We start from the raw sequence: 18370 nt of genomic DNA, 5'->3' as shown, positions 1-18370 counted from the left end.
GGGGCCGGCCGCACCGCGTGCGGCACGGCCGGCCCTCGGTCACGAAGCTAACGGCTCATCGGATCCAGCGGGTTCCGAACCCCCAGTGGACCTTGACCTTGCGACGGTGCTTGCCCCAGCTCCGCTCGCGCCGGAATCCCTCGATCCAGCGCTTGGCGCTCTGCGGGGCACCGCGCAGCCGCCAACGGCTGTACACACCGGGCCCGAAGACGCTCGCGGCGCCGTAGAGCCCGTTCTTCCAGTAGCCGCGCCGGTTCCGCTTCGCGGTGCCGATGCGGTACCTGGCCGCTCCGCCGGCCGCGCCGAACGCGGCGCCGATGAGCAGGCCGCCCGCTCCGGCGCAGATGCCCGCGGTGGCCGCGACGCAGGCGCCTCCGATGATGCCGAGGCCGATGCCCGCGGCCCAGGCGTACTTGCCGCGGTGCCTGCGGATGTGCCGGCCGATCTTGCTCTTCTTGAACTTCTTCCAGGCCTTCTTGCACCAGCCGCAGCCCCACTTGCCGTCGAGGTCATAGGAGTTCAGCGGGTCCGCGTTGACGTAGTCGTACGCGTTGGCGCTGCCGCCGTAGACCGGGTCGAGCGAGAGGAAGCGGCCGGTGGCCGGGTTGTAGAGCCGGACGCCCATCAGGGTGAGGCCGGTGACGGTCTCGCTGGAGCGCTGCTTTCCGCCGAGCCAGCCGTAGCGGGTGACGGGCTGGCCGGTGCGCGCGTTGCCGTACTCGTCGCTGTCGAGCACCTGCGGTGCGTCGGCCTGGTTCAGCGGGAGCTGGAGGGCGACGTCGCCGTGGATGTTGGTCAGCTGGAGGACGGTGTCGCCGCTCGCGCCGGTGGTGGCGGCGAGCTCGCCGTCGGCGGAGTCGACGTTGCGGGTGAGCTTGCCGGAGGCGACGTCCTCGGTGACCCAGCGGGGGTTGTCGTCGTCCCCGTCGTAGTGGTTCACCTTGGACGAGGTCTGCGTCCAGGTGCCGTCGGCCGAGGACTCGACCGTCCAGCCGCGGAAGCGGTGGGCGGCGTCCAGGCTCCAGGTCTGGCGCAGGGTGCCGGAGGTCTGGCGGCGGACCAGGTCGCTCGTGTAGTACTCCAGCGCGCTGCCGGGCAGGGCGGTGGTGCGGCCGAAGCCGTCGTAGACGTAGCCGCTGTCGACGATCCGGTCGGCGCTGTCGAAGGTGTGGGTGGCGGTGGTCCCTCCGGTGGTCGGGCAGGCGGCGCCGGGGGTGCCGGTCGCCGTGGTCAGGCCGGTGCGGTTGGTGCGCTTGTCGAAGGCGTAGCCGCGGCGGGTGCAGACGTCGCCGACGGTGTCGAGAACGGTGCTGAGCCGGCCCGCCTTGTCGTAGGCGTTGCTCTGGGCGGACCAGCCGGAGTGCCGGAGGACCTGGCCGTGGACCGACTCGTCGACCGTGTCGGAGGCGACGGTCGTGCCGTCGGCGTCACGGGTGTAGAGCCGCTTGGTCTCGGCGCCGGTGGTGTCCTCGGTGATCGTCTGGGTGTAGCCGCCGGGGAGCTTCTGGCTGATGACGCTGCCGTCGGCGTCGTACCGGGCCTCGAAGGAACCGGCGACGGAGTCGGTGGTCCGCACCAGCAGACCGCGCGGCTCGACGGTGTGGTCGTACGTGTAGGTGACGGTGGACGGCGCCGAGTCGGTGACCTTGACCGGGCGGTCGAGCAGGTCGTACTCGGTCCTGGTCTCGCCGCCGTCGGCGTCGGTGTAGGAGATCAGCCGGCCCAGCTTGTCGTAGGACTTCCAGATCGTCCCGCCCGACGGCGAGGTGGTCTTGACCTCGCGGCCGGTCTCGCCGTTGTACTCGGTGGTGGTGTCGGGCACCGCGGCGCCGAGGCCGCCGGTGGTGGCGGTCGTGACCGGCCGGCCGGCCGCGTCGTAGCTGGTGGTGACGGTGCGGGTGGTGCCGTTGGCGGTGGTGGTCACCTTGGCGGGGGCGCCCCACCAGCTGTACTCGGTGGTGACCGTGGGCAGCTGGGTCGGGTTCGAACCGCCGCCGGTGATCGCCCCGGCCGGGCCGGTGGAGCAGACCTTGTCGGCCCACTCGGGGCGGCCGGCACAGGTGCCGGTGCCGCTCGCGGACCAGTAGGTGGTGACCCGGGCGGCGGCGTCGGTGCCGGTGGAGCCGGGGAGCAGCTCCTTGACGGTGCGGCCCTTGGCGTCGTACTCGATCTGGCTGGTCAGCGCGAGCCCCGACGGGTCGCGGATCACCTTGACCGGCAGGCCCTTGACCCAGTCGTAGAGCGTCTGGGTGACGAGGGGCTCGGCCTGGACGGCGGGGTACGCGAGGATCTGGCCGCCCACGGTGACCTTGGTGGGCTTGTCCTGGACGGTGGCGGTGCCGTCCGTGGGGCGGCCCGCGTCGTACTCGTTGACCGTCCAGGAGCGCACGGCGGTGGCGTCGCCGGCCTTGAGCACGGTGGCGCCGCCGGAGACGAGGTCCTCGGTGAGCGTGGCGCGGTGCAGCGGGCCGAGCTCCTGGAGCTCGCGGGTGCCCGACTCGTCGAAGACCGAGCGGGTGGCGAGCAGGTCGGCGCGCTCGTTGGCGGAGCGGGTGGCGATGCCGAGCTCGTTCTGGACGGCCCGGTCGGCGGCGGTCAGGCCGAGCGCCACCGTCCGGTTGCCCGGGGAGAGTTCCCGCACGGTGTTGCCGTGCTCGTCGAACTCGGTGGTGGAGATGTGGCCGCCGGGGCTCGCGGTGTTCACCTCGCGGCCGGAGACGTCCGTGTAGGTGAGCGTGGCGCGCCGGTAGTCGCCCGCGGTCAGGCCGGAGCCGGCGTGCGCGGCCGGGACGGAGTCCGCGGGGAAGACCGCGGTCGCGTCGGTGGGCACGTCGGTCTGGCCCCAGGCGGCGACGTCCTGGGTGCCCATGGCGTACGGGGCCGCGGTGCCGGTGAGCGGGACGTCGTAGACGATGCTCGTGGCGGCCTCGCCGCTGGTCTGGTCGGCCGAGCCCTGGACGAGGGCCGGGCGGCGCACCTTCAGGAGCATGCCGTCGCCGGCGACGGGGCTGCTGCCCGCCTTGCCGTAGTCCAGGTTCCAGGGCAGCTCGCCCTGGGACTGCACCCAGAAGATCCGGCCCGCGCCGTCGTACGAGTACTGGGTCTGGGTGGCCTGGGACAGGGTCGGGTTCCACTGCTGGCGCAGCCGGCCCGAGAGGTCGTAGCGGTAGCTCGCGAGGGCCTTGGAGGTGGCCGTCGCCGCGCCCGGCTCGGTGGACCAGGCGCGGATCTCCTTGACCTGCCCGGCGAAGTCGCCGAACTCGGTGGCGTCGGAGTAGCCGGTGGCCGTGGTGGCGGTCGCGTAGACGTACTCCAGCGCGCGGCAGCCCTTGGTGGACGGCGTCGCGGCGCAGGTGGTGGCCGGGACGGCGGAGGTGGGGGCGACGACCAGCTTCGGCCGGGCCAGCTTCTTGCCGCCGACGGTCACGGTCTCGGAGACCACCGTGGTGGTGGTGTCGGCCAGGCCCTCCATGCCCGTGGTGGCGACCTGCCAGGCGGTGGCGGCCGCGTCCGGCTTGGTGAAGACGGTGACGGTGCCCTCGGTGTCCTTCATGGTGAGGGAGCCGCCGGTGGAGCCGGTGAGGGTGAGCTCCTCGGCGCCGGGCTCGGGCTTCCAGCCGCCGCCGCTGGTCGCGGTGAAGCCGGTCTCCTCGCCCTCCACGTCGACGAGCGCGAGCGAGGTGGCGGTCGTCTGCTTGATGTACGCCCAGTCGGACTCGCTCTCCTCGGCGACGGTGCCGGCGCTCCACTCCTTGCCGAAGATCGCGACCTGGCCCTCCTGCGACCCGCCGGTGGCCGGGTTGCGGGAGGAGGCGGTACGGCTGACGGACAGGTCGAAGAGGGAGACGTCCGTCTCCGAGAGCGTGAAGTCACCCGTGATCAGGTTGACCTCGCCCGGCCCGACCTCCTCGGTGGGCGCGGTGCCCGCGGTGCGGTCCAGGGCGACGGTGTTGGCCGGCGAGCCCGCCGACGTCGTGCCGTCGGTGAACAGCGCGCGGACGTCGACCGCGCCGTCCTCGGCGAGGGTGGTGGTGATGTCCCAGTTCAGCGCGGCCGGCTTGCCGGCCGGGGCGGCCAGCGGCCAGGCGGCGACGGCGGATCCGTCGGCGGCCCTGGTCACGTGGGCGACCGGCACGTCCTTCCACGGGTCGGTCTCGCCGCGCCGGTACTGGTAGGTGACGCCGGTGTAGGTGTCCTTGCCGGTCGCGGTGAGCGCGGTGCGGCGGGCCGGGCGGTCGCCCGCGGCCGGGGCGTTGAGCGCCGCGCCGGAACCGGCGTAGAAGACGTGGCTGGTCTGCCCGGAGACGTTGCCGGCCGCGTCACGGGTGCGCGCGGTCAGGGTGTGCTTGCCCGCGGTCACGGTGAGGGTGGCGGAGGCGGTGACCCCGGCGACGCCGAGGGTGGTCCAGGCGCCCCCGTCGAGCGCGTACTGCACCTCCTTGGCGTCCGTCGCCGGCGGGGTGAAGGTGAACGCGCCGGAGACGTCGCCGTTCGCGTCGGGCGTCCCGGACCAGGTGTCGGCCGGGAAGTCGCTCGACGAGATCGCCGTGGTCGCCGGGGCGGTGGTGTCGACGGTGAAGTTCTGCCAGGCGGACCAGGCGCTCGACACCGAGCCGTCGGACGCGGTGGCCCGCCACTTGTAGGAGCCGGGCGCGAGCGCCGTCGCGGGGGTCCACGGGGCGTCGGCGCCCGAGGCGACGAAGCCGGAGGTGCCGGTCTGCAGGGCGGCGGAGCCGTTGGCGGCCCAGAGCTCGTAGCTCAGCTGGACGGTGTTGCCGTCGGCGTCCGTGGACTTGCCGGTGACGGTCGGCGTGGTGTCGTTGGTGGCCGAGCCGTCCACCGGGGAGACCGCGGCGACCACGCTCGGCTTGGTGTTGTACGTGACCGACAGGTACGGGGTGTTGGAGGCGGCGTTGCCGGAGCTGAAGCGCTTCCAGCCGTACGGATCGGTCTCGTCGGTGGCGCGGATGCCGAGGTGGTTGCTGCCGTTGCCGTTGGAGGCCCAGCTCTGGACCATCGCGGTGACGTCGGTGTTGACCCAGCCGTCGGCGCAGGCCGAGGAGTAGCCCTTGGTCTGCGTGCTGGTGGCCTGCTTGGTGGTCCAGGCCGGCTGGGCGGTCCAGCGGGTGGCGGTGCTCGCGGCACCGGTGGTCCACACCTCCCACGACTTGGCCGTGCACGACCAGGAGTGGGTGGCCCACAGGTTCAGCTTCGCGGACTGGATGACCTTGCCGGAGATCTGGGCCATCGGGAAGGAGAGGAAGGAACGGGCCTTCTGCGCCGATCCGTTGTTCCCCAGCTTCAGCTCGGTGGCGGCCGACTGGTCGGTGCCGTAGCCCTCCTGGACGAAGGTGTCGAAGCTGGTGCCGACGGAGACCGCCGGGTCGACGGTGACCGGGAAGACGGTCTTCGGGTCGGCCAGGAAGGCCGCGTCCGGGGTCAGGGTGACGTCGACGCTGTCGCCGTTCTGGGTGAGCGCGAGGCCCACCGGGGCGGTGTGGGTGCGTTCGCCGCTGCGCGGGTCGATCCGGGCGTCCCACATGACGGGGGCCGGGACGACGCCGGCGGTGCGCCCGTTCCTGGCGTCGGCGAAGGTGATCGACCCGTCGGCGTTCTTCTTCGCCTTGAGGCCCTTGGCGTCCAGGGTCAGGGTGACCGAGCCGTTGGCGCCGACCGCCCGCTTGTCCTTGAGCTCCAGGAACTGCTCGTAGCCGGTACGGGTCGACTCGACGACCAGGTCGGTGTACGGCAGGGCCTCGGCGTAGCGCGCCTCGGTGCCCTTGACCGTCGGATCGGCCAGCGCGCCGCGCCAGTTGACGGATATCTGCCTGCCGTGGCGGTCGTCGAGCCGGACCAGCGGCACCGAGGGGGTCTTCTTCTCGCCCGCCCGGCCGCCGGACCGCTCGATCCTCGCCGCGGTCGCGGCCGGGGTCTTCCCGGCCAGGGTGAGGCCGAGCGGGTGGTCGACGGCGCCGACGCTGCCGTCGGGGTGCTTGACCAGGGCGACGTCGACCGTGCGCCAGTTGCCCAGGGGGTCCTTGTAGCGCTGCGGTCCGGTGGCCGCCTCCAGGGTGACCGTGCCGTCGGGGTTGGCCCACGCGGTGGTGGTCTCGGTCCGCTCCGAGAGGGCCTCGACCCGCTTGCCGGAGAGCCGGGCGGCGACCTGCGCCGACGGGAGGTCCGCGGCCTCGGTGGCGGCGGGGGTCCTGGGCGGCTTCGCCACGGCCTGGGGGGTGGTCATCGTGGACAGGGACACGGCGAAGGCCTCGCCTCCGGTCCCCACCACGAGGGCGGTCTCGACGACCAGGGTGGCCGCCACGACACCGGCGACGGCGGCCAGTCTTCCGGCTCTGCCGCGGAGGGGATGCAGGCCCGAGAAACCTTCCTCGGGTGGACTTTCGTTCATGGGTGGGCGGTTCCACTTGTCGGTTGACACCGAATCTCCCTCGGTAGCCTGAACATGACAACAAAGGAATGCGTCGGCGATCGTTCCACTCGCACACAGCGAAGCAGCCGCCAACGGGCCTGTTCAGAGGAAGACTTGAGGTTTCCCGCGGGTATCCGGTCAGTCGCCGGGCGGCATCGGCGGTCGAACTCCCGCCACCTGGTGCATAGCCGCAGGGAACAGCGCGTCGCGGACAAGGCGTACCCGATCGCCCTCCGCTTCCCGGCCCGTGGACGCGACCACGAAGGACAGCGCGAGACGCAGCGCCAGCTCGCACGAGCGAACGACGGCCGCCGCGTCCCCGGCGTCCCCTTCGCGGCTCGGGCCGTCCGGGCCGCTCGGGCCCCGCGTGATCAGCGCCGCCGCCCGGTCCCGCGCCTGGCCGAGCAGCTCCCCCGGTGAGGGCACCCCCGCGTCGGCGCGCCGCTGCTCCGGTACGGGGGCGAGCCGGGCCCCGGCGCGCACCGGCCGCGGGGCGGGCAGCCGCTCGTCCCAGGCGCCGGTGAGCAGGGCCCGCAGCACGGGCCGGGCGGCGGCCGCGGCGACCGTCCACTCGGCGACGGCCAGCAGCCCGCGGGCCGGCGACCCGGGCTCGGCGAGCACGGCCTCGACGCCCCGCAGGTACCGGTCGGCCTCGCGCCGCACGAGGGCGCGGGCCAGCCCCTCCTTGCTGCCGAACTCGTTGTAGAGGGTCTGCCGGGAGACCCGCGCCCGGACGGCGACGTCGACCATCCGCACCGCGGACCAGTGCTGCTCGCCCAGGGCCGCCAGGGCCGTGTCGAGGAGGGTTTCGCGGGCAGTCGGCATCGTCGCCTCCCAGCCGGGTCGGTACTGCGCTCAGCGTTGACGTGCGACCACGCACTGTCAAGGCCCGCCGCAGGGCGACCCGTGTCCGGGGGATAGAGTTTCGACATGGCCGAATACCACGACGATCTGCGTCTGGCCCATGTCCTCGCGGATGCCGCGGACGCGGCCACGATGGACCGGTTCCAGGCGCTCGACCTCAAGGTCGAGACCAAGCCCGACATGACCCCGGTCAGCGAGGCCGACAAGGCCGCCGAGGAGCTGATCCGCAAGCAGTTGCAGCGGGCGAGGCCGCGCGACGCGGTCCTCGGCGAGGAGTACGGCGTCGAGGGCACCGGCCCGCGCCGCTGGGTGATCGACCCCATCGACGGCACCAAGAACTACGTGCGCGGGGTGCCCGTGTGGGCGACCCTGATCTCCCTGATGGAGGCCGGCGAGACCGGCTTCCAGCCCGTCGTGGGCGTGGTCTCCGCGCCCGCGCTCGGACGCCGCTGGTGGGCGGCGAAGGGCCTCGGCGCGTACACGGGCCGCAGCCTCGCCTCGGCGTCCCGGATCGGGGTGTCGAAGGTCGGGCGCCTGGAGGACGCGTCCTTCGCGTACTCCAGCCTGACCGGCTGGGAGGAGCGCGGCCGGCTGGACGGCTTCCTCGACCTCAGCCGCGCCGTCTGGCGGACCCGCGCGTACGGCGACTTCTGGCCGTACATGATGGTCGCCGAGGGCTCGGTGGACCTGTGCGCGGAGCCCGAGCTGTCGCTGTGGGACATGGCGGCCACCGCGATCGTGGTCCAGGAGGCCGGCGGCACCTTCACCGGCCTCGACGGACGCCACGGCCCGCACAGCGGCAACGCGGTGGCGTCGAACGGACTGCTGCACGGGGAGCTGCTCAGCTACCTCGGCGGCTGAGCGGCCCCCCGTTCCCCGGTGGCGGGGCGGCCGGACGTCAGCCCAGCCGCCACCACTGCCCGGCGTCGTTCTGGTCGCAGCCGGCCATGGAGTTCAGGTAGCCGACCCCGTTGCTCTTCAGGCACTGGCCGGTGACCGCGTTCTTGGCCATCCGCCAGCCGTTGCCGCCGTCGATCAGGTGCCACTTCTGGGCGGGGGCCACGCCGCCCCACGGGCTGTTGAGGCCGTCACGGGTCGCCGACCCCAGCTGCGGGATGGCCAGGTCGTTGGTGCCGCCGGCCTCCAGGACCTTGTCGTAGCCGTGGCTGATGGCGCTGGTGCCGTCGCAGTAGCGCCACACCGTCCAGGTCTGCGCGGGCGACGCGTTGGGCGTGAAGGTGCCGACCCGCTGGCCGTCGGCCTCGTTGTTGTACGGCAGGTCGAGCGCGCCGCCGCGGTAGGTCGCCACCTCGGTGCGGGTGGTGAGGGACGGCGGGAGCGAACCGCAGTCGGTGCTCTGCGCGGCCAGGGCCGCCGGGGCGGTCGCCAGGGCCGCCCCCGCGACGGTCACGGCGACGCCGACGCCGGCGGCGAGGGTACGGAAGGTGGTCATGGTGGTCCTTTCGTCGTACGTGCGGTGGGGTGACGTGCTCATCGGTGCCGTGCTCATCGGTGCCGTGCCGCCGTTCGGCGCACGGGTCCCTCGGGTGGGCGTCACGCGGTGACCTGGAAGCCGTGGGCGTGGCCCAGGCGCTCCAGGGTGGTGCGGCCGGGCAGCCCGTCGGCGTCCGCGCCGCCGAAGCCGCAGCGGCGCTGCCAGGCGGCGTACGCGGTCACCGTCCTGGTCCCGAAGGAGCCGTCCGCCCACTGGGCGGGCAGCAGCCCCTCGGCGGCCAGGGCGCGCTCCACGGGGAGCACGTCGGCGCGGTGCGCCGCCGCGCCCTGGGCGGCGGCCGGGTCGGTGCGGGCCGCGGCGAGCACCCGGGCGAGGCTCACCACGGACCGCAGGTGGTTCTGGCCCGGTCGCTGCTTCGCCCCGGCGCCGCCGGCGGCGGCGAAGAGGGCCGCCGGGTCGATGGCGCCAGGGTCCCAGTGGTCGTTGCCCGGTACGTGGACGTGGCCGAAGTGCCCGCCCTTGCCGCGCCAGTCGGGGCGCGAGCGCCCCCGACCGGCCCACACGTCGGGCACGCCCCAGGAGCGCACGGCCGCCATGAGGGCGGCGAAGCGCGGGCCCGGCTTCCAGTAGCCGGTGAACGGGGTCGCGGCGCGCGCCAGGACCTCGATCTGGACGCAGACGCGGCCGGTCCGGTTGGTGCGGGTGTCGCCGTCGTTGCGCAGCGCCCGGGCGCTGCGGTCGAGCGGCCCGAACTGGCCCAGCTTGTCGGTGGTGGGGTCGTACAGCAGGTGCGGTTCGCTGCCCTGCTTGATCAGGTACGCGCCGACGGCGTCGAAGGCCGCGTTCCCCGCGCCGCTCTCGGTGGTGTGCCAGACGACCCGGGGCGGCAGCTCCGGGGTGTCCATCGGCCCGCCGATCGCCCCGTCACCGAGGCGCACGGCGCCGGGGATCCATGCCGTTCCCATCGGGCTCAGCTCCCGAAGGTCTGCACGTACCGGCCCCAGTTGCCGCGCTGGCGCGGGCTGTAGCCGATGCCGATGGCGCGGTAGGAGCCGCCGAGGATGTTGTTGCGGTGCGGGGTGCTGTCCATCCACATCCGCATGGCCTCGGCGACGCTGTTGCCGGGGGTGACGTTCTCCGCGCGGGCGGTGTTGCCCGGGTATCCGGCGTCGCTGATGCGGCGGCTGAAGTCGGAGCCGTCGGTGCCGTTGTGCTGGGTGAGGTCGTTCGCGGCCATGTCGTTGGCGTGCCGCTGCGCGGCGGCCGAGAGCCGGTCGTCGAGCCGCAGGTCGGGGGCGCCGACGCGGCGCCGCTCCTGGTTGACCGCGGCGAGCATCTCGCCGCGGAAGTCACCGCCGCCCGGCTGGGGCTGCGGCTGCGGCTGGGGCTGGGGCTGGGGTCGGCTGCCGCCGCCGGTCTGGCCGGCCGGGACGAGCTGCCAGAGCTGGCCCTGGTTGGCGGGGTCGCGCCGCCACACACCGAGCGCCGCGCCCTGGCCGTCGGCCGTGAGGTAGGCGGCGCCCTCGTTGCCGCGGGCGCTGCGCAGCAGGACGCGCCCGTTGCCGCCGTCCTCCAGGTGCCAGCGCTGGTTGTCCTGGCCGTGTTCGCGGACCAGGTGGGTGGTGAAGTTGGAGAAGTTGTAGTCCATCACCATGGCCTGGCCGGGCCCGTGGGTGTTGTGGGTGAGCTGGGTCTCCAGGAGCCAGGTGCCGTTCTCCTTCGCCCAGAACACCCAGCCCTGGGCGGCGGTCCCGTTCGGCGCCCAGGCGTGGATGCGGTTGCCGTCGTTCGCCTGGCTGGCGTTGACGTCGGCGGCCCTGCCGTTGCCCGCGACGAGTGTCAGAACCTGTCCGTTCTGCGGCTGCGTCGTCATGTCGTGTCGTCTCCCTGTCGTGTCGCTGACCTGACGGGCCATACGGTCACGGACCCCGGTAGACAAGCGGTCAACGCGCGTAGCGGAAGGGCGGGTAGAGCGGGTGCGCCGGGGGGCGGGCGGCTCCTCAGGGCGTCGGCAGGCCCCCGAGCAGGGCCCGTACGGCCGCCTCCTCGTCCGCGATGCCGAGGCGTCCGTACACCTCCGCCGCGTCCTGGAGGCAGGCCCGGGCCCGGCGCGGGCGGCCGAGGGAGGCGAGCGCCGCGCCGAGCGTGTGCAGCAGGGCGGCCTCCAGGGCGGCGCTGGTCTTGCGGGCGAGCGGCAGCACCGCCTCCGCGGCCTCCGCGGCGAGCGTGGCCCGGCCGGACTCGGCGTGCAGCCGGGCGGCCAGGTCGCCCGCCGCCGCCTCGAACACGGCGACCTGGAGCCGCGCGAACTCCTCGCGCGCCCCGACCGCGTGCCCGAGCGCCGCCTCCGGGTCCCCGCACAGGCGCAGCACCCGGGCCAGGTAGTAGCGCCCGGTCGCGGCGGACACCGGTCCGGTGCCGCTCATCAGCCGGGCCCCGCGTTCGGCGGCGGCCCGGGCCTCGTCGAGGCGGCCGGTGTGGGCGGCGTTGAAGGCGAACTCCCCGAGCGCGCTGCCCTCGGCCCGCTCGGCGCCGAGCAGCCGGAACGCCCCGGCGGCCCGGCCCGCGTGCTCGGCGGCCTCGGCGTGACGCCCGTGGATGCGCGCGTTGCCGGCCAGGGTGAGCAGCGCCTTGGCCCGGACCCGGGCGGCGGGCCCGGCGCCGCCGCCCGTACCGGCGTCGCAGAGGCCGACCGCGCGGGCGATCTCGGCGCGCGACTCCTCGTACCGGTTGACGTGCCAGAGCATGTTCCCGCGCACGTACCGGGCGAGGGCCTGCGGCCCGTCGGCGCCCCGGGCCTGCGCGGCCTCGGCGACCTGGGCCGCGAGCGCGGCGATGACGGCGGTCTGGGTGCGTTCGAAGAGGACCGAGCCCATCTTGTCGACGAGTTCGGCCGCCCGGGCGAGCGGCAGCTCCTCGTCCGCGCAGGCCAGGGCGACGGCGGCGGCGTGCACGGCCGCCTGTTCGCGCATCCAGCGGACGGCGGCGGCGCCGTCGGCGAGGGCCCGTCCCGGGCGGTCGACGGGGGTGTCCAGGAGGCTCTGCTCGGCCGGGTCGACGGAGCGGGCGGCCGTGTCGGCGTTACGGGCGGTCGCCAGGCAGAAGTCGAGCAGCCGGCCCGCCGCCGCGGTGCGCGCGCCCGCGGTCTCCTCCTCGGCGGCCCGGTCGCGGGCGTAGGCGCGGACCAGGTCGTGGAAGCCGTAGCGTCCGAAGCCCGGCGACTGGAGCAGGTTGAGGTCGACGAGCCCTTCGAGGACTTCGTCCGCCTCCGCCTCGGTGCGGTCGAGGAGCGCGGCGGCGCACGGCAGCGCGATGTCCGGCGCGTCGGGCAGCGAGAGCAGCCGGAAGGCACGGGCGGCCTCGGGCGTGAGCCGGTGGTACGAGAGCGCGAAAGTCGCCTCGACGGCGCGCTCCCCGTCGTCGAGCGCCGCCAGCCGCCGCTCGTCGCGCAGCCCCTCGGCGAGCGCGGCGAGGCTCATGCCCGGGTCGGCGGCGAGCCGGGACGCGGCGATCCGGACGGCGAGCGGCAGCCGGCCGCAGGCCGTGACGATCTCCTCGACGCGGCCGGGCTCCGCCGCGACCCGCCCGGCGCCCGCGATCCGGGTGAACAGCTCGGTGGCCTCGGCGGCCGGGAGCGGGTCGATCCGCAGCTGGTGGGCGCCGGCGAGGCCGGGCAGCCGGGTGCGGCTGGTGACCAGGACCGCGCAGTCGGCGGAGCCGGGCAGCAGCGGTTCGACCTGCTCGGGCCCGGCCGCGTTGTCCAGGACGACGAGCACGCGGCGGCCGCTCAGCGCCGAGCGGTAGCAGGCCGAGCGCTCGGCCGTGCCGGGCGGCACCTCCTCGGCGGCGACCCCGAGGGCGCGCAGGAACTCGGCGAGGACGGCGGCGGGTTCGCGCGGCGCCCGGTCGGCACCGCGCAGATCGGCGAAGAGCTGCCCGTCGGGGAAGCGGCCGGCCGCCCGGCGGGCCGCGTGCACGGCGAGCGTGGTCTTGCCGACGCCGCCCATGCCGTCGAGCGCCGACACCACGACGGCCCGGCCGCCCGCCCCCGCGAGCCGCTCCGCGAGGGCGTCCACGGAGCCGCCGCGCCCGGTGAAGTCCGGGAGGTCCGCCGGGAGCTGCTCGGGAGCCCGCCAGGCGGGTCCGGGCTGCGCCGCGGGCGCGGGCAGCAGCGCGGGGTCGTCGCGCAGGATCCGCAGCTGGAGCCCGGCGGGCGAGTCCGGCCCCTGGTCGCCCGGCGGCAGGTCGCCCCGGGCGTCCTCGAACACGGCGAGCGCCTCGGCCGTGCGCCCGGCCCGGTGCAGGGCGCGCATCAGGACGGCGACGAGTCGGGGGCGGCCCGGGTGCTCCAGACACAGCGCGGCGGCCTCGGCCGTGAGATCGGCCCGGTCGGCCAGCTCGGCGTCCAGCTCCAGCCGCCATTCCAGCGCCCGGAGCCGCTCCTCGCCGAGCCGCGCCCGCACGGCCTCGACATGCGGCCCCCCGAGCCCGGCCAGCGGCTCCCCCGCCCACAACCCCAGCGCGGCCCGCAGCAGTTCGCGCACACCGGCGGGACCGGCGGCACGCGGGAGGACCCCGCCGTCCGGGCCGCCCGGCTCCGCCACCGGCCCCGGAGCACCGTCGGCCCCCGACACCGGACCGCCGTCCGGGCCGTCCCCGTGGGCCGCCGACCTCTGAACGCCGTCGGCCACCGGCACCGGCCGACTTCCCGGACCGCCCGCCGGGCCCCGCGGGCCGGCGTCGGCCGCGGCCGACGCGCCTGCCCGGCCGCCCCCGTTCCCCTCCGGTCCTCGCGCGTCGCCTCCCGCCGCCGCCAGCAGCCGGCGCCACTCGGCCGTGTCCGTGCGGGCGCCCGGGGCCCGGAGGGCGTAGCCGTCGCCGACCCGGACGATCGGGGACTCGGGGAGGTGGGGGCGGAAGGCGGAGCGGAGGCGGTAGACGAGGAGTTGGAGGGCCTTGCGGGGGTCGGCGGGGGCGGCGCCCTCGCCCCAGACGCCCTCGGCGAGGACGCCGTGCGCGACCGTGCGTCCGGGCGCGTCGAGCAGGACGGCGAGCAGGGCCCGCTGCTGCGGCCTGCCGAGGTCGATCTCCTCGTCCCCGTACCAGGCCCGCAGGGGTCCGAGCAGCGCGAACTTCAGCCTTCCCGGTTCCCCCTGCCGTCCCGCCTCCCCGGTCTCCCCCGCGCTCCCCGGCCGTCCCGTGGTGCGCTCCTCCCCCATGGCTCCCGCGGTCCCCTGCTGCCCCGTAGAACGGCTGCCCATGACGCCCGTCACTTCCCCTGCCCCATCCCTCATGACCTGTGCTTTTCCCCCGCGGACCGCCCTCCTGCGCGCGACGCGCCCACGGCGCGCAACCCCATCGGGGCGCGTGGTCCGGCCGCCTATGATGCGGCACGCAACCTGCGACGGACTCATGGCTGACGGGGGTGTCATGGGACTCGAATTCGCCATTCTCGGACCGCTCCGCGCGTGGCACGACGGACACGAGCGCGCGCTGGGCCGACCGCAGCAGCGCGCGCTGTTGTGCGCCCTGCTGCTCGCGCCCGGCGAACTCGTTCCCACGCAGCGGCTGATCGCCGCGCTGTGGGGCGAGGACGAGGAGGAGTGGCCCAAGGACCCGGTCGGCCAGATCGGCACGCACGCCCACCGGCTGCGCAAGGCGCTCGACGCGGCACCGGACGCGCTGCTCGGTTCCTCGGGCGGCTACCGGCTGGCCGTGGCCCGCGAGGCGGTGGACGTCTTCCGGTACGAGGACGAGGCCGCCCGCGCCGCGGCCGTGCTGCGCGGTGCCCCGGAGGAGGCCCGGGAGCTGGCGCGGACGGCCCTCGGCCGGTGGACCGGGACCCCGCTCGACGGGGTGCCGGGGCCGCTCGCGCGACGCACCCGGGACCGGCTCGCGGCCTCCCGGCACGCGGCGCGCATGACGCTGTACAAGGCGGAACTGGCCCTGGGGCGGCACGCCGAGGCGCTGCCCGCGCTGCGCGAGCTGGTGGCGGCGCACCCGGAGGACGAGGAGGCGCACCGGCTCTGTCTGCTCGCGCTGTACCGGTGCGGGCGCCGGCCGGAGGCCCTGGCGCTGTTCGCCGCGCTGCGCGAGCGGCTCGACCGGCGGCTGGGGATCGACCCGGGCGGTCCGGTGACCGCGCTGTACGGGCGGATCCGCCGGGACGACCGGTCGCTGGCGGTGCCGGTGCCGCCGCGCCGCCCGCTGCGGCCGTGCCAGCTCCCGCCGGACATCCCCGACCTGGTGGGGCGCGGGGCGCAGGTCCGGGAGGCGGAGCGGCTGCTGCGGGCCGGGGCGGGCAGCCCGGTGGTGGCGCTCTCGGGGCCGTACGGGACGGGCACGTCGACGCTGGCGGTGCATCTGGCGCACCGGGTGCGGGACGCCTTCCCCGACGGGCAGTTGTACGCGCGGGGCGATGCCGCCGGGGACGTACGGGAGGTGATGGCCGGTTTTCTGCGGTCGTTGGGCGAGCGGCCGCCCGAGGGCGCGTGCGCGGGGGCGCTGGGCGCCCGCTACCGCGCTGCGCTGGCGGGCCGCCGGGTGCTGGTGCTGCTCGACGGGGCACCGGAGCCGGGGGCGCTGTTGCCGGGTGTGGCGGGGTGCGCGGCGCTGGTGACGGAGACCGGCGGGGAGCTGGCGGCGGAAGTGGCCAGGCTGCGGATCGGGCCGCTGGAGCCGGACGACGCGTACGAGCTGCTGGCCCGGATCGCGGGTCCGGACCGGATCCACCGCGAGTCCGGCGCGGCGCGCGAACTGGCCGCGCTGTGCGGGCATCTGCCGGCCCGGCTGCGTTCGGCGGCGGCGCGCCTGGCGGCCCGGCCGCAGTGGTCGGTGGCGGACCTGGTGGGCCGGCTCTCGGCCTGACGCACGGTGGCCCCGGCCGGAGAGGGGATCCGGCCGGGGCCACGTTCGGGGGTGCGGAGGGCGGGCGTCAGGGGGCGCGGGCCCCGTGGGTCAGTAGAGGTCCGAGTAGACGATGTCGCGCGTGGTGTTGGTGAAGCTCCGCGCGCTGATGCTGGGGAAGGTGCCGCACTGGCGGTTCGTGTACCAGATGCTGAGCCCCTGCTCGTTGGTGACCTGGAGGCAGGCGTAGGCGCTGCCGCCCTTGTACCAGCCGCGGGAGGAGCACTCGCGCTGTCCGTCGGCGGCGTAGACGACGAGCCGCCCGTCGTTCCTCATGACCGCCTTGGCGCCGCAGCCGACGGTGTTGGAGGCCCACATGGGGGTGGCGCGGGACCAGTCGCCCGCGGTCTGGGTGCGGTAGAAGACCAGGTTGCCGTCGCCCTGCATGATCAGCCGGGCGTAGTCGGTGCTGACGTGCCAGCCCGGGTAGAGCGGCTCGTCGCCCCAGATGGTGTGGGTGCCGGGGTCGTACGCGGCCTGTGCCGTGCCCGATCCCGCGAGCGTCCCGGTCATCGCCAGCAGCCCGGCCGCCACGGCCCCCGCCGTCCTGCGCAGCGCCTTCTTCACGATCGTCATCCCCGTCGCCTTTCTGTGGTCCGGCTTGCGTGGCGATCATCGTCGGCGGCGGTAGACAAACGATGAACGTCCGCTCGCGGGACAGGCGTGCTCCCCTCCGTGCCACGCGCGCCCCCTTGTTGGGAGCGCGGGCCGGTGCCACTCTGAGACTCCCCCCACTTGTGAACTTGTGAAAGAGTTCTCGAACAGGAGGTGGTCCCCTCCATGCTCGTCCGTGACGCCATGAGCACGGTGGTCCTCACCATCGGCCCGGCCCATACCCTCCGCCAGGCGGCCCGTCTGATGTCGGCGCGACGCGTCGGCGCCGCCATCGTCCTCGACACCGACACCTGCGGGCTCGGCATCCTCACCGAGCGCGACATCCTCAACGCCATCGGCCGGGACCGGGATCCCGACCACGAGACCGCGGACGCCCACACCACCAGGGACGTCGTCTTCGCCGCGCCCACCTGGACGCTGGACGAGGCCGCGGAGGCGATGACCCGGGGCGGCTTCCGCCATCTCGTGGTCCTGGACGACCACGGCCCGGTCGGCATCGTCTCCGTACGCGACATCATCCGGTGCTGGATGCCCGTGCAGAGCGTCGCCGGATGACGCGAGAGGGCCGGACTCCCGTACGGATACGGGGGTCCGGCCCTCTACTGCCTACGACAAGCGCCCTCAGCCGCGCAGGGCCTGGACGGCGGCGTCGAGCCGCTTGCCGAAGTCACCGTCCGCCTTGCGGAAGTTGTCGATCGCGCGCTCGGCGATGTCGTCGCGCGAGACCTTGGCGATGAAGCCCGCCAGGTTCTCGACCAGGCGGCCCTTCTCGTCCTCGGACATCAGGCGGTACAGGTCGCCGGCCTGGACGAAGTCGTCGTCCTCGGCGTGCGAGGGGGCGGCGTGGTCGCCGGTGAGCCCGGTGACGGCGGAGCCGGACCACAGCGGGCGGTCGGTCTGGTGCGGGCCGCCGAAGCTGTTCGGCTCGTAGTTCTTCGCGCCGGCGTGCCGGCCGTCGTAGAGGAAGCCGTCCCGCGCGTGGGTGCGCGCCTCGGTGGCGTGCGGGCGGTTCACCGGCAGGTGGTCGGCGTTGATGCCGACGCGGTAGCGGTGGGCGTCGCCGTAGGCGAAGAGGCGGCCCTGGAGCATCTTGTCCGGGGACGGGCCGATGCCGGGCACGAAGTGTGCCGGGGAGAAGATCGACTGCTCGACCTCGGCGAAGACGTTCTGCGGGTTGCGGTTGAGCTCCAGCCTGCCGATCTCGATCGGCGGGTAGTCCTCGTGCGGCCACACCTTGGTGAGGTCGAAGGGGTTGAAGCGGTAGTTCGCCGCGTCGGCCGCCGGCATGATCTGCACCTGCACGGTCCAGGTCGGGAAGTCGCCGCGCTCGATGGACTCGCGCAGGTCGCGCTGGTGCGAGTCGGGGTCCTCGCCGGCCAGCCTGTTGGCCTCGGCCTGGGTGAGGTTCCTGATGCCCTGGTCGGTCTTGAAGTGGTACTTGACCCAGAAGACCTCGCCGGCCTCGTTGTTCCACTGGAAGGTGTGCGAGCCGTAGCCGTTCATGTGGCGGTACGAGGCGGGGATGCCGCGGTCGCCGAAGAGCCAGGTCACCTGGTGCGTGGACTCGGGGCTCAGCCCCCAGAAGTCCCAGACGTTGTCCGCCTCCTGCGAGCCGGTGTACGGGTCGCGCTTCTGGGTGTGGATGAAGTCGGGGAACTTGATGGCGTCCTTGATGAAGAACACCGGGGTGTTGTTGCCGACGAGGTCGTAGTTGCCCTCCTCGGTGTAGAACTTCAGCGCCCAGCCGCGCGGGTCGCGCACGGCGTCGGCCGCGCCGAGGTTGCCCGCGACGGTGGAGAAGCGCAGGAAGGTCTCGGTCTGCTTGCCGACCTCGGAGAGGAACGCGGCCCTGGTGTACGCCGTGACGTCGGCCGTCACCGTGAAGGTGCCGTAGGCGCCCGCGCCGCGCGCGTGGACGACGCGCTCCGGGATGCGCTCGCGGTTGAAGTGGGCCAGCTTCTCCAGGAGCAGCTGGTCCTGGAGGAGGACCGGACCGCCGATGCCCGCGGTCTCGCTGTTCTGGTTGTCGGCGACCGGCGCCCCGGCCTCGGTGGTGAGCGGTCCCTGCGTCACGTGCGCCTCCTGCGTCGGTTGTGCTGCAA

11 protein-coding genes are annotated in these 18370 nt (G+C 74.6%); 3 read left to right on the top strand and 8 right to left on the bottom strand.

The annotated features are described in order from the left end of the window. Positions 1 to 55: 55 nt before the first annotated feature. Both OG309_RS24920 and OG309_RS24915 read right to left on the bottom strand, forming a co-directional pair. Complete coding sequence (locus tag OG309_RS24920) at positions 56 to 6406, bottom strand: DNRLRE domain-containing protein (protein ID WP_329423885.1); 6351 nt, start codon at positions 6404 to 6406, stop codon at positions 56 to 58. A gap of 159 nt (positions 6407 to 6565) precedes the next feature. Further along, positions 6566 to 7252: a TetR/AcrR family transcriptional regulator gene (locus OG309_RS24915; protein WP_329423883.1), complete on the bottom strand. Its 687-nt coding sequence runs from the start codon at positions 7250 to 7252 to the stop codon at positions 6566 to 6568. Positions 7253 to 7357: 105 nt separating this feature from the next. On the opposite strand from OG309_RS24915, the gene hisN reads away from it, so the two are divergent. Beyond that, positions 7358 to 8152, top strand: coding sequence for a histidinol-phosphatase (gene hisN / locus OG309_RS24910; protein ID WP_329423882.1), 795 nt, complete (start codon positions 7358 to 7360; stop codon positions 8150 to 8152). Between the two features lie 37 nt (positions 8153 to 8189). On the opposite strand, the gene OG309_RS24905 is transcribed toward hisN, so the two are convergent. The 4 genes from OG309_RS24905 to OG309_RS24890 form a co-directional block, all read right to left on the bottom strand. Continuing rightward, entirely contained in the window at positions 8190 to 8786 is a 597-nt protein-coding gene (locus OG309_RS24905) for an RICIN domain-containing protein (RefSeq protein ID WP_329423881.1), read from the bottom strand. A gap of 59 nt (positions 8787 to 8845) precedes the next feature. Beyond that, positions 8846 to 9712, bottom strand: coding sequence for a peptidoglycan-binding protein LysM (locus OG309_RS24900; protein ID WP_329423879.1), 867 nt, complete (start codon positions 9710 to 9712; stop codon positions 8846 to 8848). Between the two features lie 5 nt (positions 9713 to 9717). Next, entirely contained in the window at positions 9718 to 10620 is a 903-nt protein-coding gene (locus OG309_RS24895) for a CAP domain-containing protein (RefSeq protein WP_329423878.1), read from the bottom strand. 127 nt (positions 10621 to 10747) lie between these two features. Continuing rightward, positions 10748 to 14008: an AfsR/SARP family transcriptional regulator gene (locus tag OG309_RS24890; protein WP_329423876.1), complete on the bottom strand. Its 3261-nt coding sequence runs from the start codon at positions 14006 to 14008 to the stop codon at positions 10748 to 10750. A gap of 169 nt (positions 14009 to 14177) precedes the next feature. Between OG309_RS24890 and OG309_RS24885 the strand changes: the two genes are divergently transcribed. Continuing rightward, positions 14178 to 15614: an AfsR/SARP family transcriptional regulator gene (locus tag OG309_RS24885; RefSeq protein WP_329423875.1), complete on the top strand. Its 1437-nt coding sequence runs from the start codon at positions 14178 to 14180 to the stop codon at positions 15612 to 15614. 90 nt (positions 15615 to 15704) lie between these two features. Here OG309_RS24885 and OG309_RS24880 read toward each other — a convergent pair whose 3' ends face one another. Further along, a complete protein-coding gene (locus tag OG309_RS24880) occupies positions 15705 to 16229 on the bottom strand; it encodes a hypothetical protein (protein ID WP_329423874.1) in 525 nt (174 codons plus the stop codon). A 204-nt stretch (positions 16230 to 16433) separates the two neighbouring features. Between OG309_RS24880 and OG309_RS24875 the strand changes: the two genes are divergently transcribed. Next, a complete protein-coding gene (locus OG309_RS24875; protein WP_329423872.1) occupies positions 16434 to 16823 on the top strand; it encodes a CBS domain-containing protein in 390 nt (129 codons plus the stop codon). Positions 16824 to 16889: 66 nt separating this feature from the next. On the opposite strand, the gene OG309_RS24870 is transcribed toward OG309_RS24875, so the two are convergent. Next, complete coding sequence (locus tag OG309_RS24870; RefSeq protein WP_329423870.1) at positions 16890 to 18341, bottom strand: catalase; 1452 nt, start codon at positions 18339 to 18341, stop codon at positions 16890 to 16892. Positions 18342 to 18370: the final 29 nt, after the last annotated feature.

The organism is Streptomyces sp. NBC_01268, assembly GCF_036240795.1.
In the GTDB taxonomy this organism is placed as follows: domain Bacteria; phylum Actinomycetota; class Actinomycetes; order Streptomycetales; family Streptomycetaceae; genus Streptomyces.
This window is presented reverse-complemented; position numbering and strand designations above follow the sequence as displayed.